This is a genomic window from Streptomyces sp. NBC_01571 (assembly GCF_026339875.1).
Lineage (GTDB): Bacteria > Actinomycetota > Actinomycetes > Streptomycetales > Streptomycetaceae > Streptomyces.
Genome location: NZ_JAPEPZ010000001.1, coordinates 7,293,715 through 7,318,629, shown reverse-complemented (window position 1 = coordinate 7,318,629; position 24,915 = coordinate 7,293,715). Strand labels below are relative to the sequence as shown.

General features: G+C 70.8%; 14 protein-coding genes. 4 read left to right on the top strand and 10 right to left on the bottom strand.

All coding sequences use genetic code 11. The features are described from left to right. Nucleotides 1-37 precede the first annotated feature (37 nt). The 3 genes from OHB41_RS32940 to OHB41_RS32930 all read left to right on the top strand — a co-directional run bounded on the left by OHB41_RS32940 (nt 38) and on the right by OHB41_RS32930 (nt 6,862). Entirely contained in the window at nt 38-5,056 is a 5,019-nt protein-coding gene (locus OHB41_RS32940) for an ATP-dependent helicase (RefSeq protein WP_266701912.1), read from the top strand. Nucleotides 5,057-5,172: 116 nt separating this feature from the next. Then, complete coding sequence (locus OHB41_RS32935; RefSeq protein ID WP_266701910.1) at nt 5,173-5,982, top strand: Fpg/Nei family DNA glycosylase; 810 nt, start codon at nt 5,173-5,175, stop codon at nt 5,980-5,982. A gap of 118 nt (nt 5,983-6,100) precedes the next feature. After that, nucleotides 6,101-6,862: an SDR family NAD(P)-dependent oxidoreductase gene (locus OHB41_RS32930; RefSeq protein WP_266701908.1), complete on the top strand. Its 762-nt coding sequence runs from the start codon at nt 6,101-6,103 to the stop codon at nt 6,860-6,862. Here OHB41_RS32930 and OHB41_RS32925 read toward each other — a convergent pair. The 10 genes from OHB41_RS32925 to OHB41_RS32880 form a co-directional block, all read right to left on the bottom strand. Next, nucleotides 6,810-7,100 (bottom strand): hypothetical protein, encoded by a 291-nt coding sequence (locus tag OHB41_RS32925; RefSeq protein WP_266701906.1) that lies wholly within the window; start codon nt 7,098-7,100, stop codon nt 6,810-6,812. The two genes, OHB41_RS32930 and OHB41_RS32925, sit on opposite strands and share 53 nt — an antisense overlap. A 113-nt stretch (nt 7,101-7,213) precedes the next feature. After that, entirely contained in the window at nt 7,214-7,684 is a 471-nt protein-coding gene (locus OHB41_RS32920; RefSeq protein ID WP_266701904.1) for a Dps family protein, read from the bottom strand. A 189-nt stretch (nt 7,685-7,873) separates the two neighbouring features. Then, entirely contained in the window at nt 7,874-8,251 is a 378-nt protein-coding gene (locus tag OHB41_RS32915) for a helix-turn-helix domain-containing protein (RefSeq protein ID WP_148010798.1), read from the bottom strand. A gap of 109 nt (nt 8,252-8,360) precedes the next feature. Beyond that, nucleotides 8,361-8,906, bottom strand: coding sequence for a CinA family protein (locus OHB41_RS32910; RefSeq protein ID WP_266701901.1), 546 nt, complete (start codon nt 8,904-8,906; stop codon nt 8,361-8,363). Next, complete coding sequence (gene pgsA / locus OHB41_RS32905; protein ID WP_266701899.1) at nt 8,903-9,616, bottom strand: CDP-diacylglycerol--glycerol-3-phosphate 3-phosphatidyltransferase; 714 nt, start codon at nt 9,614-9,616, stop codon at nt 8,903-8,905. The genes OHB41_RS32910 and pgsA overlap by 4 nt, the downstream gene beginning before the upstream one ends. Further along, nucleotides 9,613-11,088 (bottom strand): 30S ribosomal protein S12 methylthiotransferase RimO, encoded by a 1,476-nt coding sequence (rimO, locus tag OHB41_RS32900; RefSeq protein ID WP_266701897.1) that lies wholly within the window; start codon nt 11,086-11,088, stop codon nt 9,613-9,615. Before rimO ends, pgsA begins: the two co-directional genes overlap by 4 nt. A 91-nt stretch (nt 11,089-11,179) precedes the next feature. Next, a complete protein-coding gene (locus tag OHB41_RS32895) occupies nt 11,180-12,034 on the bottom strand; it encodes a helix-turn-helix domain-containing protein (protein WP_266701895.1) in 855 nt (284 codons plus the stop codon). 276 nt (nt 12,035-12,310) lie between these two features. Then, nucleotides 12,311-15,049 (bottom strand): DNA translocase FtsK, encoded by a 2,739-nt coding sequence (locus tag OHB41_RS32890; RefSeq protein WP_266701893.1) that lies wholly within the window; start codon nt 15,047-15,049, stop codon nt 12,311-12,313. 214 nt (nt 15,050-15,263) lie between these two features. After that, entirely contained in the window at nt 15,264-15,947 is a 684-nt protein-coding gene (locus tag OHB41_RS32885) for a response regulator (RefSeq protein WP_266701891.1), read from the bottom strand. 300 nt (nt 15,948-16,247) lie between these two features. Further along, nucleotides 16,248-21,749, bottom strand: coding sequence for a HAMP domain-containing protein (locus OHB41_RS32880; RefSeq protein ID WP_266701889.1), 5,502 nt, complete (start codon nt 21,747-21,749; stop codon nt 16,248-16,250). A gap of 364 nt (nt 21,750-22,113) precedes the next feature. On the opposite strand from OHB41_RS32880, the gene OHB41_RS32875 reads away from it, so the two are divergent. After that, nucleotides 22,114-24,861, top strand: a complete 2,748-nt coding sequence (locus OHB41_RS32875; RefSeq protein ID WP_266701887.1) for a SpoIIE family protein phosphatase — start codon at nt 22,114-22,116, stop codon at nt 24,859-24,861. Nucleotides 24,862-24,915 lie beyond the last annotated feature (54 nt).

Sequence of the window (24,915 nt, the reverse complement as noted above, 5' to 3'; positions counted from 1 at the left end):
CAGCGCGATTGTCAGTGGCGAGGTGCAGGATGGACGCATGGTCAGCTCCACACACCGGGCCCTCGACGGCTTCTCCCCCGCCACCCGCGGCTGGTTCACGGGGGCGTTCTCCGCGCCCACCGCGGCCCAGGCCGGGGCGTGGAAAGCCATCGGCGAGGGGTCGGACGTGCTGGTGGTCGCCCCGACCGGCTCCGGCAAGACCCTCGCCGCCTTCCTCGCCGCGCTCGACCAGCTGGCCTCGACGCCGCCACCGGCCGACCCCAGGAAGCGCTGCCGGGTGCTGTACGTGTCACCGCTCAAGGCCCTCGCGGTCGACGTGGAGCGCAATCTGCGCAGCCCCCTGACCGGCATCCGCCAGGAGTCGGTGCGCCGGGGGCTTCCCGAGCCCGAGGTGAAGGTCGGCATCCGCTCCGGTGACACCCCGGCCGCCGAGCGCCGCGCGCTGGCCACCCGCCCGCCGGACATCCTGATCACGACTCCCGAGTCGCTGTTCCTGATGCTGACGTCGGCGACACGCGACGCGCTGACGGGCATCGAGACGGTGATCCTGGACGAGGTGCACGCGGTCGCCGGTACGAAGCGCGGAGCCCATCTCGCGCTGACCCTGGAGCGCCTCGACGAGCTGCTGCCGCGGCCCGCGCGCCGCATCGGCCTCTCCGCGACGGTCCGGCCGGTCGACGAAGTGGCGCGCTACCTCTCCCCCCGCCGCAAGGTGGAGATCGTCCAGCCGCCCTCCGGCAAGGAGTTCGACCTGTCGGTGGTCGTCCCCGTCGAGGACCTGGGCGAACTGGGCGGCTCCCCGGTCGCCGACGGCAAGGAGGGCGCGGAGAAGCCCTCGATCTGGCCGCACGTGGAGGAGCGGATCACCGACCTCGTCCAGTCCCACCGCTCCACGATCGTGTTCGCCAACTCCCGGCGCCTGGCGGAGCGCCTCTGCAACCGGCTCAACGAGATCGCGTACGAGCGGGCGACCGGCGAGCCCCTGGAGGAGGCCCACGCCCCGGCCCAGCTGATGGGGGGCTCCGGCGCGGCCCAGGGGGCTCCCCCTGTCATCGCCCGTGCCCACCACGGCTCCGTCTCCAAGGAGCAGCGGGCCCTGGTCGAGGAGGACCTGAAGGCGGGGCGCCTGCCCGCCGTGGTCGCCACCTCCAGCCTCGAGCTCGGCATCGACATGGGCGCGGTGGACCTGGTGATCCAGGTCGAGTCCCCGCCGTCCGTCGCCTCCGGCCTCCAGCGCGTGGGCCGGGCGGGCCACCAGGTCGGCGCGGTCTCCACCGGTGTCGTCTTCCCCAAGTACCGCGGCGACCTCGTCCAGGCGGCGGTCGTCACCGAGCGGATGCGCACCGGCTCCATCGAGTCCCTCAGGGTCCCCGCCAACCCCCTGGACGTGCTCGCCCAGCAGCTCGTCGCCATGACCGCGCTCGACACCTGGCAGGTCGACGACCTGCTCGCCACCGTCCGGCGCGCCGCCCCCTTCGCCTCGCTCCCCGAGTCGGCGTTCACCGCCGTGCTCGACATGCTCGCGGGCCGCTACCCCTCCGACGCCTTCGCCGAGCTCCGGCCCCGCGTGGTGTGGGACCGCGTCGCCGGCACGGTCACCGGCCGCCCGGGAGCACAGCGTCTCGCCGTCACCTCCGGCGGCACCATCCCCGACCGGGGGCTCTTCGGGGTCTTCCTCGCGGGCGCCGACCCCAAGAAGGGCGGCGGCCGGGTCGGCGAGCTCGACGAGGAGATGGTCTACGAGTCCCGCGTCGGAGACGTCTTCACACTCGGCACGAGTTCCTGGCGCATCGAGGACATCACCCGCGACCGCGTCCTGGTCTCGCCCGCCCCAGGGGTCCCGGGCAGGCTCCCCTTCTGGAAGGGCGACCAGCTCGGCCGCCCGCTCGAACTGGGCCGCGCGGTCGGCGCGTTCCTCCGCGAGGTGGGCTCGCTGCCCAAGGACGACGCCCGGCTGCGGCTGCTGGCCGCCGGACTCGACGCCTGGGCCGCCGACAACGTGCTGTCGTACCTCGCCGAACAGCGCGAGGCGTGCGGCCACATCCCGGACGACCGCACGATCGTCGTCGAGCGGTTCCGCGACGAGCTGGGTGACTGGCGGGTGGTCGTGCACTCGCCCTTCGGTGCCCAGGTGCACGCCCCCTGGGCCCTCGCGCTCGGCGCCCGGCTCTCCGAGCGCTACGGCATGGACGCCCAGGTCATGCACGCCGACGACGGCATCGTGCTGCGTCTGCCCGACGCCGATCTGATGAGCCTGGACCTGCTCGACCAGGAACCCACCAGGACGGGCACGGAATACGACACCGAACAGGCGCCCGTGGGCGCGTCGGACGTCGCCTTCGACAAGGGCGAGGTCAACCAGATCGTCACCGACCAGGTCGGCGGCTCCGCGCTGTTCGCGGCCCGCTTCCGCGAGTGCGCCGCCCGCGCGCTGCTGCTGCCGCGCCGCAGCCCGGGAAAGCGCACCCCGCTGTGGCAGCAGCGCCAGCGCGCGGCCCAACTGCTGCAGGTGGCCAGCGAGTTCGGGTCGTTCCCGATCGTCCTGGAGGCGGTCCGCGAGTGCCTCCAGGACGTTTTCGACGTCCCTGGTCTCACGGAACTGATGGGCGACATCGAGTCCCGCAAGGTGCGACTCGTCGAAGTCACGACACCCGAGCCGTCCCCCTTCGCCCGCTCGCTCCTGTTCGGATACGTCGCCCAGTTCCTGTACGAGGGCGACTCGCCGCTCGCCGAGCGCCGGGCCGCCGCGCTGTCGCTGGACTCCCGTCTGCTGGCTGAACTCCTCGGCCAGGCCGAACTGCGCGAGCTGCTCGACGCCGAGGTCCTGACCGAGCTGGAGCGCGAACTCCAGTGGCTCACCGAGGACCGGCGCGTGAAGGACTCCGAGGGTGTGGCGGACCTGCTGCGCCTGCTGGGCCCGCTCACCGAGGCCGAGTTGGCCGAGCGGGGCGCCGGCCCGGAGTGGGCCGGGGAGCTGGCGGCGGCCCGCCGTGCCATCCGGGTCCGGATCGCCGGCGCCGACCACTGGGCGGCGATCGAGGACGCCGGCCGTCTGCGCGACGCGCTGGGCACCGCACTGCCCGTCGGTGTCCCGGAGGCCTTCACGGAGCCGGTCAAGGATCCGCTCGGCGACCTCCTCGCACGGTACGCCCGCACCCACGGCCCGTTCACGTCCACCACGGCCGCCGCCCGCTTCGGTCTCGGCACGGCCGTCACGGACGGAGCGCTGCACCGCCTCGCCGCGGGCGGCCGTGTCGTGCAGGGCGAGTTCCATCCGGCGGGCATCGGGCAGGAGTGGTGCGACGCCACCGTGCTGCGCAGACTGCGGCGCCGTTCCCTCGCGGCCCTGCGCCACGAGCTGGAGCCCGTACCGCCCGCCGCGCTCGCACAGTTCCTGCCGCAGTGGCAGCACGTCGGCAGCGGGCACGGACTGCGCGGCATCGACGGACTGGTACGCGCCGTGGAGCAGTTGCAGGGTGCCTCGGTGCCCGCCTCCGCCCTGGAGAAGCTGGTGCTGCCCTCCCGGGTCTCCGGCTACGCTCCCGCGATGCTCGACGAGCTCACCGCCGCCGGTGAGGTGGTCTGGGCGGGCGCCGGGGCGCTGCCCGGCAAGGACGGCTGGGTCTCGCTGTATCTCGCGGACGCGGCCCCGCTGCTCCTGCCGTCCCCGCACCCCTTGGAACCGACCGCGCTGCACCAGTCGGTCCTGGACTCCCTCTCCGGGGGCTACGGTCTGTTCTTTCGTCAGATCGCCGACCAGGTCCGCGCCACCACGCACCCCGATGCCACGGATCCCCAACTCGCCGACGCCATCTGGGACCTGGCGTGGTCCGGACGGCTCACGAACGACACGCTCGCACCGATGCGCTCCCTGCTCGGCTCGGGCCGCACCGCCGGCTCCACGGCCCACCGGGCCAAGCGCACGGTCCCGCGCGGGCGTTACGGCTCCCTGACCGGCGCCGCCCGCCCCCAGTCCCGTACCGGCCCCCCGACCGTGGCCGGCCGCTGGTCACTGCTACCCGCCCGCGAGGCCGACGCCACCGTGCGCGCCCACGCCCTGGCCCGCACCCTGCTCGACCGGCACGGCGTGGTGACCCGGGGCGCGGTCGCCGCGGAGGGTGTCGAGGGCGGTTTCTCAGCCGTGTACCGCATCCTGTCCGCCTTCGAGGACAGTGGCCAGGCGCGCCGCGGTTATGTGGTGGAGGGGCTCGGTGCCGCCCAGTTCGCGATGGACGGCGCGGTCGACCGGCTGCGCGCGGCGGCGAACGCACGGGACCGCGGCGAAGCCCTGACCGGCCCGGACGGTGTCCCGGGCCCGAGCGGCTTCCCGGGCCCGAACGGATCGGCGCGCACGCCCGGCTTCCCAGGTGACCGCGGCCGCCCGCGCACCCCTGGCGCCCCAGGCGCGACCGGAAGCCGCGGCCGTGCGAGCGCCTCCGCCTCCCCGGACGGCCTCGACCCGACGGGCTCCCCCGACTTCTCCGACCTCCCCGACTTCTCCGATCTCCCCGGCTTCTCCGACTTCCCGGACGGTCCGGGTGCCGCCGAGTCCGACGACCACGGCTTCTCGGCCGACGCCGCCTTCTCGACGCCCGCTGCCCACCCTGCGGACGACCCCATCTATTCCCTGCCCCCGAACCGCACCCGCCCGCACAACCGCCCGCCCGTCCAGGCGGTGGTCCTGGCCGCCGCCGACCCCGCGAACGCGTACGGCGCGGCCCTCGGCTGGCCCGAGCCGCCCACCGACGCCGGACACAAGCCCGGCCGCAAGGCGGGCTCCCTGGTCGTGCTCGTCGAGGGCGAGCTCACCCTCTACATGGAGCGCGGCGGCAAGACGCTGCTGGCCTGGCCCTCCGACCCGGACGGCGCGGTCATGGACGACGCACGCCTGGGTGCGGCCGCCGAGGCGCTCGCCACCGCGGCCCGCGCGGGCTCCCTCGGCACGGTCACGGTGGAGCGCGTGAACGGCGCCTCCGCCCTGACCTCCCCCTTCGGCACCCTTCTGGAAGGAGCCGGCTTCATCGCGACCCCGCGCGGCCTGCGCCTGCGCGCCTGACCACCACAGACCCGCCACCGCCACCGCCACCGCCACCCACGCCCACGCCCACGCCCACGCCCACGCCCACGCCCACAGCCGAGCACCCCGCATCCACCCGTGCCACCCTGGAACGCATGCCTGAAGGAGACACCGTCTGGCAGGCCGCGAGACGGCTGCACATCGCCCTCGCGGGCAAGGTGCTGACCCGCTCCGACCTTCGGGTCCCCAGGTTCGCCACCGCCGACCTCACCGGCCGCACCGTCCTGGACGTCACCGCGCGCGGCAAGCACCTCCTCACCCGGATCGAGGGGGGTCTGACCCTCCACTCGCATCTGCGGATGGACGGCTCCTGGAAGGTGTACACGCCCGGCCGGCGCTGGAGCGGCGGTCCGGCCCACCAGATCCGGGCCGTTCTCGGCACCGCCGACCGTACGGCCGTCGGGTACCGGCTGCCCGTTCTGGAACTGATGCGCACCACCGACGAGGACCGGGCCGTCGGCCATCTCGGCCCCGACCTCCTCGGCCCCGGCTGGAACCCCGACAAGGCGCTGTCGAACCTCCTCGAGGACCCCGCCCGCTCCCTGGGTGAGGCGCTGCTCGACCAGCGCAACCTCGCCGGAATCGGCAATGTCTACAAGAGCGAGCTCTGCTTCCTCCTCCGGGTCACCCCCTGGCTCCCCGTCGGCGAGCTCCCCGCCGACCGCGTCCCGCTGCTGCCCGTCCTCGCCAAGAGACTCCTGGAGGCCAACCGCGACCGTCCGGTCCGCAACACCACGGGCCGCCACGACCAGAACCTCTTCGTGTACGGACGCGCGCCCCGCCCCTGTCTGCGCTGCGGTGCCTCGATCAGGCGTGCCGACCAGGGCGACGGCTCCCGCGAACGCCCCACCTACTGGTGCCCGACCTGCCAGCCCGGCCCCACCCCGGCATCCGGCCCCACCTGAGAGCCGGCCCCGCCCCGGCACCGGGGCCTACCCGGACGCCGAGCGCCCCCGAACACCGTACGAGGAGCCCACGTCCCACTAATTGACGACCCGTCAGAAACCCTCGTACCGTCCCCTCATGGCCGTGAAGGCGTACGACCTCACCGGACGCACCGCATTCGTCACCGGCGCCGCCGGCGGCATCGGCCGCGCGTCGGCCGTCCTGCTCGCGGAGGCGGGAGCGACCGTCCACTGCGCGGACCTGAACCCGCAGGGCCTGCACGAGACCGTCGCCCTCATCAAGGACGGCGGCGGCGTGGCCCACGCGCACACCCTCGACGTCACCGACCGCGAGCGGCTCCGCCAGGCCGTCAGGTCCTGCCCCCGCCTCGACGTCATGGCGGCGGTGGCCGGGATCATGCACAGCAGCGAGGTGCTGGAGACCCAGGACGAGGACCTCGACCGGGTTCTGGGCGTCAACTTCAAGGGGGTGCTCCACTCCTGCCAGGAGGCGGCCCTCCTCATGATCGAGCAGAACATCCGCGGCAGCATCGTCACCATGGCGTCGGGCGCCGTGGACACCGGTGGGCGCGGACTGCTCTGCTACGGCGCCGCGAAGGCGGCCGTCGTGCAGTTGACGAAGACGCTGGCGACCGAGATCGGCCCGCACGGCATCCGCGTCAACGCGGTCGCGCCCGGCTGGACCCGCACGCCGATGACCGACCGCCACGGGGAGGCGCAGGCGCGTACCGAGGCGGTCATGGCCCGGCTGTCACCCCTGGGCCGGGTCGGCGAGGCCGAGGACGTCGCCCATGCCGTGCTCTACCTGGCCTGCGACGCCTCGGCGTTCACGACGGGTCAGATCCTCCGCCCGAACGGCGGGGTGGCGATGCCGTGGTAGCCCCAGGACGCCACCGCCACCGCCCGCGCTCCCGGTCCTCCCCCACGCCCTCGGCGTCCCCCGCCACCCCCGGCTTCGGCACGCAGTGCACCGGCAGCAGGCTCAGTCCCCACCCGCCGGCGACGACCGCCCCTTCCAGCACACCCGCGTCGGGCACCAGCGCGAGCCGGAGCACCCCCCACCACCACAGCGCACCGAGCACCAGCGCTACCCCCCAGCGCGCTATCCGCCCTGCCATGGTGTCCACCTCCAGCCCGAAGCTAGACCCGTGCCCTCACACATCGACAGGGCGCACCAACGGCACAGAGGCGCACCCCGGGCACATGCGGAGCCGACCGCGCCCGCATTCACTCACCCGTTCTCCGCCTGGAACATCCAGTGATGCTTCTCCAGATCGGCGGTGATCTGGATGAAGATGTCCTGGGTCACCGGATCCGCCGCGCCGGTGGCCTCCACCCGCGCCCGCATCCGGGTGATCACGGCGCCCAGCGCGTTGACGAGCGTCCCCACGGCATCGGTGTCCTTGACCCAGCCGTCCGGGGTCGCGCCGATGCCGCTGTCGGCGGCCACGGTCCGGGCCCGTCCGTCGGGCGGGACACCCAGCGTCGAGGCGCGTTCGGCCACGGTGTCGGAGTGCAGCCGCGCGGTGTCCACGACCTCGTCGAGCTGGAGGTGGACGGAACGGAAGCGCGGCCCGACGACGTTCCAGTGGATCTGCTTGGCCACGAGCGAGAGGTCCACCAGGTCGACCAGCGCTCCCTGCAACGCCCCGGACACCGTCTTCAGGTCCGCGTCCGCCAACGGGCTCTTCACGACGTACATCCGATTCCTCCGACTCTCCTGGCACGGCGCGATACAACACAGCCCACTAACCATGACATAAACGAACAATTAGGGTCACTCGGAGAAAAACGAAGGCCCCGGCCGAACCTGCTCCAGATCTCCCTGGAACAACCCCGGCCGGGGCCTTCGCACAAGCGTGCTCAGCTCATGAGCGCGAACTCGTGAGCGTCAGGCGGCGACGACGTCGACCGCCTCGGCTGGCGCCTTGATCGTGACCCGTTCCGGTGGCACACCGGTGACCGAAACGGAATTCAGCATCGGGCGGCGCACCGGTGCAGGCACCGGGTCGGTGGCCGCTGCAGACTGTGCCAGCTCGGCGAGAGCGAGCTCGTCACTCACTTCCCGCATGAGCTCGGACATCCGTACGTCCAGCGCGTCGCAGATGGCGGAGAGCAGCTCGGAGGATGCCTCCTTCTGCCCCCGCTCCACCTCGGAGAGATAGCCGAGTGAAACTCGGGCGGACGAGGAGACTTCGCGCAGAGTACGGCCCTGGCGCTGGCGCTGCCGACGCAGCACGTCACCCAGCAGGCGACGGAGCAGAATCATCGGTGGCTCCCTCCTCGGACCGCGTAGCCGCATCCTTCTCGCCCCACCGTACCGCCTCGCGCCGCGGCCGTGCGGGGAGCGATGTCGTGTTCACTCAGGGCTGCAAACATCAGGTCCCCCCGTTCTGTTCCGTATCCTGTGCCCGCTCATTTCCGGTCTGTTCGCCCGCGAGCTCTCTCAGGAGCAGTGCGAGTACGCTGCGTACACTCTCCATACGGATTTCCGCCCGGTCGCCGTTCAACCGCAGCCGGACCACTTTCCCGCTCTCGATGGCGGGAAACCTCGCTTCGGCAGGTCCGTCGACGGCCACGAAGACCGTGCCGACCGGCTGTCCGTCCTGGGGGTCCGGCCCCGCGACACCGGTGGTCGCGATCCCCCAGTCCGCACCGAGGGCCTTGCGCACTCCGGCCGCCATCTCCGCCGCGACCTGCGGATCCACCGCCCCGCGCTCGGCCAGCAGGGTGGCGTCGACGCCCAGCAGCAGATGCTTGAGTTCGGTGGCGTACGCGGTCACGGAGCCTCGGAAGGCGCGGGAGGCCCCGGGCGTCGCGGTGATCTCCGCCGCCACCAGACCGCCGGTCAGCGACTCGGCCACGGCGAGCGTCTCGCCCCTCACCGTGAGTAGTCGCAGCACCTCGGCGGCCTCGGGACTCACCGCTCCGCCTCCGCGGCCGCCGCCAGCCGTGCGGCGATCCCACTCCTGCGCAGCACCATCGCCTGTCTCACGTAGTCGAGCCCGGTGACGACGGTCAGGACGACCGCCACGGCCATCACCCAGAACCTCAGGGTGGCCAGTCCCCCCGTCAGCGCGAGGACATACATGCCGACCGCCGTGCCCTGCGCCAGGGTCTTCAGCTTGCCGCCGCGACTGGCCGGAATGACGCCGTAACGGATCACCACGAAGCGCAGCAGGGTGACGCCGAGCTCGCGCCCGAGGATCACGCCCGTCACCCACCAGGGGAGATCACCCAGCGAGGACAGACAGATCAGCGCCGAGCCCATGATCGCCTTGTCGGCGATGGGGTCGGCGATCTTCCCGAAGTCCGTGACCAGGTCGTACGTACGCGCCAGGTGACCGTCGAAGATGTCGGTGATCATGGCGACGGCGAAAGCCGCCCAGGCCCAGGCGCGCCAGACGGGGTCGTACCCGCCGTCGGCCAGCATCAGGGCCACGAAGCCGGGCACCAGGACGAGCCGGATCATGGTCAGGATGTTCGCGATGTTCCAGAGGCTGGCCTGGTTGACGGCCGCAGCGCCCAGCTTCCCGCCCCGCGCCGGCTTGGAGTCCCCCGGAGCGCCGGGAGCGCCCGCGGCGCCCTTCGCGCTGGGGGAGCCGCCCGCCGCGGATGCCGGGACTCCGGTCATCTGCCCGCCTCCTCAGTACCGGGGAGCGAACCCAGGAGCGGCTCGGCCACCAGGTCGACACCTTCCGTACCGACCACCTTGGCCTCGACGATACGGCCCACGGCCAGGCCTTCGCTGCTCGTGAACAGCACCTGTCCGTCCGTCTCGGGTGCCTGGTGCGCGGCGCGGCCGTACGCGCCGTCCTCCTCGTCGAGGGACTCCACCAGCACCTGGACGGTCTCGCCGACCCGCTCCTCCGCGCGCTGCGCGACCAGTTCCTCGGCGAGCCGGGAGACCCGCGCGAGGCGGTCGGCGACGACGTCCTCGTCCAGCTTGTGGTCGTACGTCGCCGCCTCCGTACCCTCCTCGTCGGAGTACCCGAAGACACCGATCGCGTCGAGACGCGCATGCGTGAGGAACCGCTCCAGCTCCGCGAGGTCGGCCTCGCTCTCCCCGGGGAAGCCCACGATGAAGTTGGACCGCACACCGGCCTGCGGGGCCTTGGAGCGGATCGTGTCGAGCAGCTCCAGGAAACGGTCGGTGTCGCCGAAGCGGCGCATCGAGCGCAGCACGTCGGGCGCGGAGTGCTGGAAGGAGAGGTCGAAGTAGGGCGCGATGTTCGGCGTCGAGGTGAGGACGTCGATGAGGCCGGGGCGCATCTCGGCGGGCTGCAGGTAGCTGACCCGCACCCGCTCGATGCCGTCGATCTCGGCCAGCTCGGGCAGCATCGTCTCCAGCAGGCGGATGTCGCCGAGGTCCTTGCCGTACGAGGTGTTGTTCTCGGAGACCAGCATGACCTCCTTGACGCCCTGCTCGGCCAGCCAGCGGGTCTCGTTCAGTACGTCGCTGGGGCGGCGGGAGATGAAGGAGCCTCGGAAGGACGGGATGGCGCAGAACGAGCAGCGCCGGTCGCAGCCGGAGGCGAGCTTCACCGAGGCGACCGGCGAGCCGTCCAGGCGGCGGCGCAGCGGCGCGCGGGGGCCGGACACCGGGGCAACGCCCTCCGGCAGGTCCGAGGGGGCGCCGTGGCCGGGAAGGGCCACCTCCTCGCCGGCGCTCTGCCGCTCGGCCGGGCTGATCGGCAGCAGCTTGCGCCGGTCACGGGGGGTGTGCGAGGCGTGGATCCCGCCGTTCAGGATGGTCTGGAGGCGGTCGGAGATGTCCGCGTAGTCGTCGAAGCCGAGCACGCCGTCGGCCTCGGGGAGGGCCTGGGCGAGCTCCTTGCCGTATCGCTCGGCCATGCAGCCCACGGCCACGACGGCCTGGGTTCTGCCCTGGCCCTTGAGGTCATTGGCTTCGAGGAGGGCGTCGACGGAGTCCTTCTTGGCGGCCTCGACGAAGCCACAGGTGTTGACGACGGCGACATCCGCTTCCCCGGCGTCCTCCACGAGTTGCCAGCCGTCCGCCTCCAAGCGGCCTGCGAGCTCCTCCGAGTCCACCTCGTTACGGGCGCAGCCAAGAGTGACGAGTGCGACGGTACGGCGTTCAGGCATGGGCTCAAGACTACTTTGTCTCACTGACAGCCCACGTCGACGGGGTTGGCCGATCTTGGCCAACCCCGTCGACGCCTGTGCCTTGGGCCCGTTATCCGACGACGGGGTCGCCCTTGGTGTAGGTCAGTCGCTCGACCTGGCCCGACTGGAACTGGTCGTCGATCTTCTTGCCGTTCACATACAGCTGGATCGCGCCCGCGTCGCCGAGGACGAGGTCGATCTTCGTCTTGTCCTGGAAGGTCTGGGACTCGCCCTGCTTGAGCAGGCCGTCGAAGAGCAGCCGGCCGTTGTGGTCCTTGGCCGAGATCCAGCTGCGCCCGTCGGGGGCGCTCACCTGCACGGTCACCTTGTCCTGCGGGGCGGCCGCGATGGCGCTGTCGGAAGGATCGGCCTTCGGGTCGGCGGGCTTGCTGATCTTGGGGCTGGCCGAGAAGGGAGACTTGCCGGTGGTGGGCGTGGAACCCTCGGCGACGTTCGACTTCGCGCCGTCGCCCGAGCTGCCCTTGATCGCGGTGAAGCCGACGAAACCGATCACGGCGACGATCGCCGCGACCATGGCCGCGGTCCAGTTCGGCCCGCGACGCTCCGGGCGGATACGTTCCGCCTCGAAGAGCGGGGCGGCCGGGGTCGGTGCGGGACGCCCGCCGTGTTCGGCGTCGTAGCGTGCCAGCAGAGGGACCGGGTCGAGCTGTACGGCGCGGGCCAGGGTCCGGATGTGACCGCGTGCGTAGACGTCACCGCCACAGGGGCTGAAGTCGTCCTGTTCGATCGCGTGCACGATGGCGATACGGACCCGGGTCGCGTTGCTGACGTCGTCGACGGTCAGTCCGGCCTCGATGCGGGCCTGCTGCAGAGCACGGCCGACCGAGGGACCTTCTTCGTGGTGCTCTTCGAACGGGCGCTCGTCTTTTGGGATGTTGCCGTCAGGGGAGTTGCCGATGGACACGGGGGCGCCTTTCGAGCGTGTAGCCACCTGTGCTGGAGGTTCAGTTTAGGGGGGGTACGAAAGGGTGGGGCAACCGGGCGGTACGACTTTGTACGCCATCAGAATGGCCGGTCATCCTGATGTGGGACTTATACCCGTCCCCTCGCTCAACTTGACGTCCGCCGAACGGAAACGGTTGCCCTTCGGCTCCTTACGGGTGAGTCACGTTCGAATATCAACATGTCGTGTACCCCTGGTCCGGTGACCGATGCGTCCCGGTTTCCCGGGCCGTGGGCCCTACGATCCGGCTTCCCCGCGCATCACGGCGAGCACGCCGTCGAGCTCGTCGCCCTTCACCAGAACGTCACGTGCCTTGGATCCCTCACTCGGCCCCACGATGCCGCGCGACTCCATGAGGTCCATCAGCCGTCCCGCCTTGGCGAAACCGACACGCAGTTTGCGCTGGAGCATCGAGGTGGACCCGAACTGCGACGTGACGACCAGCTCGGCCGCGGCACACAACAGGTCGAGGTCGTCACCGATGTCCTCGTCGATCTCCTTCTTCTGTTTGGTGCCCACCGTGACGTCGTCCCGGAAGACGGGCGCCATCTGGTCCTTGCAGTGCTGCACGATCGCGGCGACCTCGTCCTCGGTGACGAAGGCGCCCTGCATACGGGTCGGCTTGTTGGCGCCCATCGGCAGGAAGAGCCCGTCGCCCTTGCCGATCAGCTTCTCGGCGCCCGGCTGGTCGAGGATGACGCGGCTGTCGGCGAGCGAGGAGGTGGCGAAGGCGAGCCGCGACGGCACGTTCGCCTTGATCAGACCGGTGACGACGTCGACGGAGGGCCGCTGCGTGGCGAGCACCAGATGGATGCCGGCCGCGCGCGCGAGCTGGGTGATGCGCACGATCGCGTCCTCGACGTCGCGCGGCGCGACCATCATCAGGTCCGCGAGCTCGTCGACGATCACCAGCAGGTAGGGGTACGGCGTCAGCTCACGCTCACTGCCCTCGGGCAGCTTCACCTTGCCGTTCCTGATGGCCTCGTTGAAGTCGTCGATGTGCCGGTAGCCGAACGCCGCGAGGTCGTCGTAGCGCAGGTCCATCTCCCGCACGACCCACTGCAGTGCCTCGGCGGCCCGCTTCGGGTTGGTGATGATCGGCGTGATCAGGTGCGGGATGCCCTCGTACGCGGTCAGCTCGACCCGCTTCGGGTCCACGAGGACCATCCGGACGTCCTCGGGGGTCGCCCGGACCATCACGGAGGTGATCAGGCAGTTGATGCACGAGGACTTACCGGAACCGGTTGCTCCGGCCACGAGCACGTGCGGCATCTTCGCCAGGTTGGCCATCACGTAGCCGCCCTCGACGTCCTTGCCGAGCGCGACCAGCATCGGGTGGTCGTCCTCGGCCGCGTCCGCGAGGCGCAGCACGTCGCCGAGGTTGACCATCTCCCGGTCGGTGTTCGGGATCTCGATGCCGACCGCCGACTTGCCGGGGATCGGGCTGATGATCCGCACATCAGGGCTGGCGACGGCGTACGCGATGTTCTTGGTGAGCGCGGTGATCCGCTCGACCTTCACGGCCGGGCCGAGTTCGACCTCGTAGCGGGTGACCGTCGGACCGCGGGTGAAGCCGGTGACGGCGGCGTCGACCTTGAACTCCATGAACACGTTCTGGAGCGAGGCGACCACCGCGTCGTTGGCGGCGCTGCGCGTCTTGCCGGGCCCGCCGCGCTCCAGGAGGTCGAGTGACGGCAGGGAGTAGGTGATGTCGCCGGAGAGCTGGAGCTGCTCGGCGCGCGGGGGCAGGTCGCGCGGCGCGTCGGGCGCGGACTTGGTGAGGTCGGGCACGACGGAGTCGACGGGCAGGGACTCCTGCCTGGGCCGCTTGGCTCCCGGGACGGCCTTGGCGCGGGCGGCCGGCACCGGAGTCGTCTCCTCGTACCCGTCGCGTTCCGCGGTGACGCCCTGGGTCAGGTCGGCGACCAGCGGAGAGGGCGGCATGCCGTGCATCACGGCTCCGTCGAGCGCGGCGGCGGCCGCCGCGGCGACGTCCACGGCGTCCATCGGCCGGTTCGGGTCGTGCTGCCGCCCCGTAGCCCGCCGGGGGCGGCCACGACGCTTGGTGAGCGCCTCTTCCTCGGCGCTCCCGGGGTCGTAGTCGCCGGGGCCGCTCGGGCGTCTGCGGGGCCGCGCGGGGAGCGCCTCGCGCCACTGCTCGTCGTAGCGCTCGTCGTCCTCGCCGAAGAACATCTCGTCCGGGTCGCCCTGCACGATGCCGAGGCGCTGTCCGAGCAGCCGCAGCCGCTGCGGGATAGCGTTGACGGGCGTGGCCGTGACGACCAGCAGACCGAAGACCGTGAGCAGGACCAGGAGCGGTACGGCGAGGACGTCGCCCATGGTGTACGTCAGCGGGGTGGACGCGCCCCAGCCGATGAGGCCGCCGGCGTCCCTTATCGCCTGCATGCCGTCGCTGCGCGCGGGCGACCCGCAGGCGATGTGGACCTGCCCGAGCACACCGATGACGAGCGCGGACAGGCCGATCACGATGCGGCCGTTGGCCTCGGGCTTCTCGGGGTGCCGGATGAAGCGGACGGCGATGACGGCGAGGAGTATCGGGACGAGCAGGTCGAGCCGGCCGAAGGCACCGGTCACCAGCATCTCGACGAGGTCGCCCACGGGCCCCTGCAGATTCGACCACGTGCCCGCCGCGACGATCAGCGCGAGGGCGAGCAGCAGGAGCGCGAGGCCGTCCTTGCGATGCGCCGGGTCGAGCCCCTTCGCGCCCCGCCCTACGCCACGGAACATCGCCCCGACGGCATGCGCGAGGCCCAGCCACACGGCGCGTACGAGCCTGTACACACCCGCGGTCGGGCTGGGCGCCGGCGCGGGTACGGGCTTCTTCACCGCGGCCTTCTTGGCGGGCGCCTTCCTGGCGACCGCTTTTTTCGCGGGGGCCTTCTTCACCGCAGCCTTCGTCGGAGCGGCCGCCTTCTTCGCGGGCGGCTTCTTGGCTGCGGACTGACGTGAGGCCATGGGTGTGAGGTTACCGGTGGAGACGACAAGGGACACGTGCGCCCACAGCTTCACCCGATCGTGTCGCCCTTACCGAGGCACGGAACTGACGCCGGATCACCGCGCGCGGCTGCCCCGGGAACGCTCGTCTACGGGGCGGCGGCTCCGCGTTCCGCTCATCGCAATTCGCGGGACCGAAGGTCAGTTCGCGACGCGCCCGGCGCGGGAGCGGAGATCAGTTCTGCGAGGGCACCGACGGCGCCCCACTGCCCGTGCCCGGCTCCAACGCGTCCAGTGCCCTGCGCAGTCCGGTGAGTTTGCGCTCGAGATGGGCGGCGGTCGCCACCGCCGCCGCGTCCGCCGAGTCGTCGTCGAGCTGCTTGGACAGCGCCTCGGCCTGCTCCTCAACGGCCGCGAGCCGCGCCGACAGTTCGGCGAGGAGACCGGCCGGCTCCTTGGCGGTGCCGAGCGCCACCTTGCCGCCGCCCTCCAACTGGAGCCGCAGCAGCGCGGCCTGCTCCCGCAGTTGGCAGTTCTTCATGTAGAGCTCGACGAAGACCGAGACCTTCGCGCGCAGCACCCACGGGTCGAACGGCTTGGAGATGTAGTCCACCGCACCCGCCGCGTATCCCCGGAAGGTGTGATGCGGACCGTGGTTGATCGCGGTGAGGAAGATGATCGGGATGTCCCGGGTCCGTTCTCGCCGCTTGATGTGCGCGGCGGTTTCGAACCCGTCCATACCCGGCATCTGCACGTCCAGCAGAATGACCGCGAAGTCGTCCGTGAGTAGTGCTTTGAGCGCTTCCTCCCCGGACGATGCCCGCACCAGTGTCTGATCGAGCGCGGAGAGAATCGCCTCCAGCGCCAGCAGATTCTCCGGCCGGTCATCGACCAGGAGGATCTTGGCCTTCTGCACCATGGCCCGCCCTCCTCGTCCCGGCAGTGCACCGGGCGCCGCCCCAGGGGACGACTCCCTTGCGCCGTCCGTCCTTGTGCCGGTCATGGTAGCCGCACCCCGCCTGTCGCCACACCCTGTCACCGCGATGTCACTGTGCACGTAGCAGAAACGCAGTGGGGGACCAGAAGGTTCCCCGAATCCCGCGGTTCTACACGGCTTCGCCCACAGTCGGTTGTCCGACGTCGGGCGTGCCGCGACGAGCCGCCGGCCCGCACACCGCGGTGTCCGGGACGCCGCCACCGTACAGTGATCCGCACCCGCTCACTCCCCCCGCATCCACTGCTCCATCACGGAGAGCAGGTGATCGGGATCGACCGGCTTGGTGACGTAGTCGGACGCCCCGGACTCGATGGCCTTCTCACGGTCGCCCTTCATCGCCTTCGCGGTGAGCGCGATGATCGGGAGTCCGGCGAACTGCGGCATCCGACGAATCGCCGTGGTCGTCGCATAGCCGTCCATCTCGGGCATCATGATGTCCATCAGGACAACCGTCACATCATCGTGCTGCTCCAGGACCTCGATGCCCTCACGGCCGTTCTCGGCGTACAGCACCGAGAGACCGTGCTGCTCCAGGACGCTGGTGAGCGCGAACACGTTGCGGATGTCGTCGTCGACGATCAGCACCTTCTCGCCCTCGAACCGGATGCCGCCGCGCGACTGCGACGCCGTCTCCTGCTGCGCCGCGACCGGCCACTGCTCCTGGGCGGGTCCGCCGGCCCCGTTCGGCTGCGCCGTCGGCCCAGGACGCGACTCGGCCACCGGCAGCGCCCTGCGGCGCCTCCTGAAGAGCGCGGCGGGCCCGTTCTGGGTCTCCTGGTACGACTTCACCTCGGCCGGCGTCCCGATGTCCACGCCGGCCAGCTCCGCCTCGGACGCGAGGAGCTCCCCCGCTCCCAGCGCGGCCGGGAGCTGCCCGTAGCCCTGCGGAGGCAGTTCGCTCGGGTGCAGCGGCAGGTACAGCGTGAACGTCGAACCGCGTCCCGGCTCGCTCTGCGCGTGGATCTCACCGCCCAGCAGACGCGCGATCTCCCGCGAGATGGACAGCCCCAGCCCCGTACCGCCGTACTTCCTGCTCGTCGTGCCATCCGCCTGCTTGAAGGCCTCGAAGATCACCCGCATCTTGCTGGCCGCGATCCCGATGCCGGTGTCGGTCACGGAGAACGCGATCAGGTCGGCGTCGGCGTCCCGCAGCGAACCCGCCTCCAGCAGCTGCTCCCTGATGGCCACCGGCACATCGGCGCCCGCGGGCCGGATCACCAGCTCGACCGCTCCGGAGTCGGTGAACTTCACCGCGTTGGAGAGCAGGTTGCGCAGCACCTGGAGGAGCCGCTGCTCGTCGGTGTGCAGCGTGGCGGGCAGTTCCGGCGAGACCCGGACCGAGAAGTCGAGGCCCTTCTCCGCGGTCAGCGGACGGAACGTCGCCTCCACGTAGTCGACGAGCTGCACCAGCGCGATACGCGTCGGCGACACATCCATCTTCCCGGCCTCGACCTTCGACAGGTCCAGGATGTCGTTGATCAGCTGGAGCAGGTCGGAACCCGCGCCGTGGATCGTCTCGGCGAACTCGACCTGCTTCGGGGTGAGGTTCGACTCCGCGTTGTCGGCGAGCAACTTGGCCAGGATCAGCAGCGAGTTGAGCGGCGTCCGCAGCTCGTGCGACATGTTCGCCAGGAACTCGCTCTTGTAGCGCATGGAGACCGCGAGCTGTTCGGCACGCTCCTCCAGGACCTGGCGGGCCTCCTCGATCTCGGTGTTCTTGACCTCGATGTCGCGATTCTGCTGGGCCAGCAGCTCGGCCTTCTCCTCCAGTTCCGCGTTGGAGTCCTGAAGCGCCTTCTGCCGGTTCTCCAGCTCCGCCGACCGCTCCCGGAGCTGCTCGGTCAGCTCCTGCGACTGCTTGAGCAGCACCTCCGTCTTGGTGTTGACGGAGATGGTGTTGACGCTCGTCGCGATCATCTCGGCGATCTGGTTCAGGAAGTCCTTCTGGATCTGCGTGAACGGGGTGAAGGAGGCCAGCTCGATGACACCGAGCACGGTCCCCTCGAAGAGCACCGGAAGGACGATGACCTGCGCCGGGGGCGCCTCGCCGAGCCCGGAGGAGATCTTCAGATAGCCGCTCGGCGCGTTCTCCACCAGGATCGTGCGCTTCTCCTGGGCGGCCGTCCCGATGAGCGCCTCACCGGGCCGGAACGACGTCGGCATCGAGCCCATCGAGTAGCCGTACGACCCGAGCATGCGCAGCTCGTACGCCTCCTCGTCCTCGGCGCTCGCGTCCCTCCCGTCGACCAGCGGCATCGACAGGAAGAACGCACCGTGCTGCGCGGAGACCACCGGCGTCAGCTCGCTCATGATCAGCGAGGCGACGTCGTCGAGGTCGCGGCGCCCCTGCATCAGCGCGGAGATACGGGCCAGGTTGCCCTTGAGCCAGTCCTGTTCCTTGTTGGCGATGGTGGTGTCGCGCAGGTTGGCGATCATCTTGTTGATGTAGTCCTGAAGTTCCTGGATCTCGCCCGAGGCGTCCACGTCGATCTTCAGGTTCAGGTCGCCGCGGGTCACCGCGGTCGCCACGCGCGCGATGGCACGCACCTGCCGGGTCAGGTTCCCGGCCATCTCGTTCACCGACTCGGTGAGGTCGCGCCAGGTGCCGTCGACGTCCCGGACCCGCGCCTGACCGCCCAACTGGCCCTCGGTGCCCACCTCGCGGGCCACCCGGGTGACCTCCTCCGCGAAGGACGACAGCTGATCGACCATCGTGTTGATGGTGGTCTTCAGTTCGAGGATCTCACCGCGGGCGTCGATGTCGATCTTCTTGGTCAGGTCGCCCTTGGCGATGGCCGTGGTGACCATCGCGATGTTGCGCACCTGGCCGGTCAGGTTGGACGCCATCCCGTTCACGGACTCGGTGAGGTCCTTCCACGTACCGGCGACTCCCGGAACGTGCGCCTGGCCACCGAGGATGCCGTCCGTACCCACCTCACGGGCTACCTTGGTGACCTGCTCGGCGAACGAACTCAGCGTCTTCACCATGGTGTTGAAGGTGTCGGCGAGCTGCGCGACCTCGCCGCGCGCCTCGATCGTCACCGTCCGGGTCAGGTCGCCGTTGGCGACGGCCGCCGCCACCTGCGAGATGTTCCGCACCTGCATCGTGAGGTTGTAGGCCATCAGGTTGACGTTGTCGCTCAGGTCCTTCCAGATGCCCGTGACCCCGGGCACCCGCGCCTGACCGCCCAACTGGCCCTCCGTGCCCACCTCGCGGGCCACCCGGGTCACCTGCTCGGCGAACGACGACAGCTGGTCGACCATCGTGTTGACGGTGGTGACCAGTTCGAGGATCTCGCCCTTGGCGTCGACGGTGATCTTCTTGGACAGGTCACCCATGGCGACGGCGGTGGTCACCTCGGCGATGTTGCGCACCTGGATGGTCAGGTTGTTCGCCATGAAGTTCACGGACTGCGTGAGGTCCTTCCAGGTGCCGGAGACACCCTGCACCTCGGCCTGTCCGCCGAGCCGGCCCTCCGTGCCCACCTCGCGGGCCACCCGCGTCACCTGCTCGGCGAAGTTCGACAGCTGGTCGACCATCGTGTTGAGGGTGTTCTTCAGCTCCAGGATCTCGCCGCGCGCGTCCACGTCGATCTTCTGCGACAGGTCACCCCGGGCCACCGCGGTCGCGACCTGCGCGATGTTGCGGACCTGTGCGGTCAGGTTCCCCGCCATGCCGTTCACGGAGTCCGTCAGGTCGCGCCACACGCCCGCGACGCCCGGCACCTGCGCCTGCCCGCCGAGCCGGCCCTCCGTGCCCACCTCACGGGCCACCCGCGTCACCTGGTCCGCGAAGGCGGAGAGCTGGTCGACCATCGTGTTGATGGTGTTCTTCAGCTCCAGGATCTCGCCGCGCGCGTCCACGTCGATCTTCTGCGACAGGTCACCCCGGGCCACCGCCGTGGTGACCTGGGCGATCTGCCGCACCTGCGAGGTGAGGTTCCCCGCCATGAAATTGACGGAGTCGGTCAGTTCCTTCCACGTACCGGACACACCGTCCACGCGGGCCTGCCCGCCGAGGCGGCCCTCCGTGCCCACGTCCCGGGCCATCCGCGTCACCTGGTCCGCGAAGGACGACAGCTGGTCCACCATCGTGTTGACGGTGTTCTTCAGCTGGAGCATCTCGCCGGAGACGTCGACGGTGACCTTCTGCGACAGATCGCCGTTGGCGACCGCCGTCGTCACCTGCGCGATGTTGCGGACCTGTCCGGTCAGGTTCCGGAAGGCCGTGTTGACGGAGTCCGTCAGGTCCTTCCACGTGCCCGCCGCGCCCGGCACCTGCGCCTGACCGCCCAGTTCACCCTCGACACCGATCTCCCGCGCCACGCGCGTGACCTCGTCACCGAAGGACGACAGCTGGTCCACCATCGTGTTGACGGTGTTCTTCAGCTCCAGCATCTCGCCGGCGACCTCGACGCTGACCTTCTGCGAGAGGTCACCGTTGGCCACGGCCGTGGTCACCGCGGCGATGTCCCGCACCTGGGTCGTGAGGTTCCGGAACACCGTGTTGACGGAGTCCGTCAGGTCCTTCCACGTGCCCGCCGCGCCCGGCACGTTCGCCTGCCCGCCGAGCCGGCCCTCGCCCCCGACCTCGTTGGCCACACGGGTGACCTCGTCCGCGAACGTCCGCAGCGTCTCGGTCATCTGGTTGATCGTCTCGGCGAGCTGCGCGACCTCGCCGCGCGCGGAGACGGTCACCTTCTGTGACAGGTCACCGTTGGCGACCGCCGTCGTCACCTGCGCGATCCCGCGCACCTGGGCCGTGAGGTTGCCGGCCATGAGGTTCACCGAATCGGTGAGGTCCTTCCACACGCCGGCCACACCGGGCACCTGCGCCTGACCGCCGAGTTCACCCTCGGTGCCCACCTCGCGCGCGACCCTCGTCACCTCGGAGGAGAACGAGGAGAGCTGGTCCACCATCGTGTTGACGGTGTTCTTCAGCTCCAGCATCTCGCCGGCCACGTGAACCGTGACCTTCCGGGACAGGTCACCCTTGGCGACCGCCGTCGTGACGAGAGCGATGTCACGCACCTGAGCCGTCAGCCGGTACGCCATGGTGTTGACCGAATCCGTGAGATCCTTCCACGAACCGGACATACCGCGCACCCGGGCCTGTCCGCCCAGCTTGCCCTCGGTGCCGACCTCGCTGGCCACCCGGGTGACCTCGTCGGTGAACGTGGACAGCTGGTCGACCAGATTGTTGACCGTGCGCCCGACCTTGAGGAACTCCCCGCGCAGCGGATGCCCGTTGCCGTCCGCCGCCTGCGCCCGCAGCTCCATGCGGGGCGACAGGTCGCCCTCCGCCACCGCGGACAGCACCCGGCCGACCTCGGAGACGGGCCGTACGAGGTCGTCGACGAGCGCGTTGGACGCGTCGATCGCCGCCCCCCACGAACCCTCGCAGGCGCCCGTCTCCAGCCGCTCCGTGAGTTTGCCCTCACGGCCGACCATCCGCCTCACCCGCGACAGCTCACCCGTCAGATGCAGGTTGCGGTCGGCCACCTCGTTGAAGACCGCGGCGATCTCCGACATCACGCCGTCGCCGGAGACCGTGAGGCGCTTGCGGAAATTGCCGTCCCGCATCGACACGAGGGCGGCCAGCAGCCTGTTCAGAGCCGCCGTGTCCACCTCGGTGGTGCCGCTGCGCGGCGTGCGCTGGCTGTTCAGGGACTGTCCGTCTTTTGCGCGCGTCTTAGTGCCCCGCGTCGCTTCGCCAGACTCCACTGTGTCCCTCCCGCAAGGGTCGACCATTACTGCTCGGCGTACTGGGATACTGCTGCTCGGCGAACCGGAAGGCCCTCAGCCTGCCGGGACCTTCCCACTGGAGCCTGCCCAGTGTTTCACCCCTGCTGAACCAGGCCATAACAGTTCGGCAGCTTCGCACATCGTCCGCACACGGTCCGGACGCGAGCCACAGGACCCTCCGGAAGGAAACATGAGCCCCCTCCGGGCGGAAACACTGGTGACCGGCATCCGCATGGACCGCGAAGGTAAGTAACCTTGCATGCGGCTGTCCAGCCACACCGGTCCGTCCGGCCTGGGCGGTGGCACGAGAACGAGCGGGCAGGCATCGGAGGGGCACCGCACCATGACCACCGGACTGCATCCTGGGGGACCGCCTCAGGATCCTCGGCCGACAGGGAACCAGGCGCTGCCCCAGCAGGAGCAGGTCGGGCCGGCACCGCTGCACGCCGACAACCGGACAAGGAGTTCTGTGATCACCGCGCGCGCGGCCGCCAGCTTCGACCCCGTGGGACGATCGGTCGCGACCGCCCGTTCCTTCGTCCGCGACACCCTCCAGGGATGGGGCTTCGCCGACATCGTCGACGATGCCGTGGTCCTGACCAGCGAGCTGGTCACCAATGCCGTCGTGCACGCGGGCACCTCCGCCGACGTCCTGTGTCTGCGCAGCGACGGGGGCGTGCGCATCGAGGTGTCGGACCGCTACCCGGAACGCGAGATTCCACTCCAGGCGTCGGCGGTGAACATGGGCAGCCCCGACCGCGAGGGCGGCCGCGGCCTCCAGCTCTGCGCGGCGCTGGCCGGCCACTGGGGCGTCGAGTACTCGCCCACCCGCAAGCAGGTCTGGTTCCAGCTCGACCTCCCCGAGCGCCCGGTCGGCACCCGCACCGCGGGCCCTTCCCTCCCCGCCCACCTCCTTCCGCTCGCCGACGGCCGGGTGCGCGTCGCGGTCGTCCAGATCGACCGTGCCGGCGCCATCTCGGCGTGGAACGAGGACGCGGAGGACCTCTTCGGGTACGCCGCCGAGCAGGTCACCGGCAAACCGCTGACCGACCTCGCGGCGTGGCCGCACACCCCGGGCACCAGCACCGGCATCGTGGAGGCCCTCCAGCTCTCGCGCTGGGAGGGCAGCTACGGCATCCGCGGCGCCAGCGGCCGCGTCACCCCCGTCTACGCCTCCCACCTCCGGGTCCGTGACACGGGTGGCGAGCCCTCGACCGTCTGCCTCCTCGTGCGCGACCACGAACGCGCCGTGCTGCAGACCCCGTTGCGCGCCTCCGCCACGGACACGACGACCAGTTCCGAGGGCCAGGCCACGGATCCCTTCGAGGTCTTCATCGGCTCTCCGGCCCCCGACGACCTGGACGGCCTTCTCCAGCGCACGGTTGAGCGCGCCCGCGACATGCTCGACGGCGACTCCGCCTTCCTGCTCCTGGCCACCGACGACGAGACGGAGTTGGAGGTACGCGCCTCGACGGGCCTGCCCTCCGCCCGCCAGCGCTTCGCCCGCGTCCCCGTCGAGGCGGGCCCCGGCCGCTACGGCTCGGCCCGGATGCCGGCCGTCCACGAGGACCTGACGGTCGTCCCCGGCGCCGTCCCCCTGCTGGGCGGCACCGGCATGCGGTCGGTGGTCACGGTCCCGCTGAAGGTCGAGGGGCGCCTGACGGGCTCTCTCGGTGTCGCCGCCGAATCCCCCGCCAGATACTCCAACGAGGAGGCGCTGCGCCTCCAGTTCGCCGCGGACCGTATCGCGCTGGCGGTGGAGTCGGCCCGTCTGGGCGAGCTGGAACGCCTGCGCCGCGGCTCGCTCTCCTTCCTCGTGGAGGCTTCCGACCTCCTCGCCGGCACTCTGGACCGTGACCAGACCCTGGCCCTCATGGCCCAGATGACCGTCCCGACCCTGGCCACCTGGTGTGCCGTCTACACGATCGCCGACCAGGCCTCGGACCCGTATCTCTCCTACGTCCTGCACGAGGACGAGGAACGCATCGACGGCCTCAAGGCGCTGCTGTCGAAGATCGCCCCGCCGGACCCGGTCCCCACCCCGGGCGCCCGTGTCTGGCCGGCCCCCGCCGAGGCCGCCCACCAGGCGGCGCTGCGCACCTCCATGCGCAGCCTGGGCCTCGGCGAACGCTCACCGGTGAGTTCCGGCATCGGCACGACGCTGGCGACGGCCGCGGCGGTCGGGGGCGAGACGGTCGTACTGCCCCTGGTGGCCCGCAACCGGGTCATCGGGATGCTGACGCTCGGCAAGCCGTCCGACGAGCACTTCCGGCAGGAGATCCTGGAGCTGGCCGAGGACCTCTCCCGAAGGGCCGCCCTGGCCCTCGACAACGCCCGCCTGTACTCGGAGCGCACGGCGATCAGCCAGTCACTCCAGCGCAGCCTTTTGCCCCCAGAACTCCCCCACATCGAGGGCGTCGAGGTCGAGGTCATCTACCGCGCGGCCGGCGAGGGCAACGAGGTCGGCGGCGACTTCTACGACCTCTTCCCGATCCGTGACGGCGCCTACGGCTTCGCCATCGGTGACGTCTGCGGTACGGGCCCGGAGGCGGCGGCGGTCACGGGTCTGGCCCGGCACGCGCTGCGGTTGCTGGCCCGCGAGGGCTTCGGCGGCCCGGCGGTCCTGGAGCGGCTGAACTCGGCGATCCTCGACGAGGGCGCCCGCAGCCGCTTCCTGACGCTGTTGTACGGCGAGTTGTGGCCCCAGGAGGACGGCAGCGCCGTGCTGAAGGTGGTCTGCGCCGGCCATCCGCTCCCGCTCCGTCTGCGCCAGGACGGCACGGTGGAGGCAGCCGCCGAACCGCAGCCGCTCCTCGGCGTCATGGAGGACCTGGAGCTCTACGAGCAGACGGTCACTCTCGATCCGGGCGACGTTCTGCTGTGCGTGACGGACGGCGTCACCGAACGCCGTGAGGGCACCCGCATGTTGGGGGACGACGGTCTCACGGACGTCCTCACCACGTGTACGGGTCTGACGGCGGGCGCGGTGGCCGCCCGCGTGATGCGCGCGGTGGAACGCTTCGCCTCCGACGCCCCGTCCGACGACATGGCCATTCTGGCGATGCGGGTACCGGGCCTGCAGGTGGACTGAAGCGCTCCCCGACGGGAGCAGCAAAAAGGCCCCGCCCGGGAGGGCGGGGCCTTT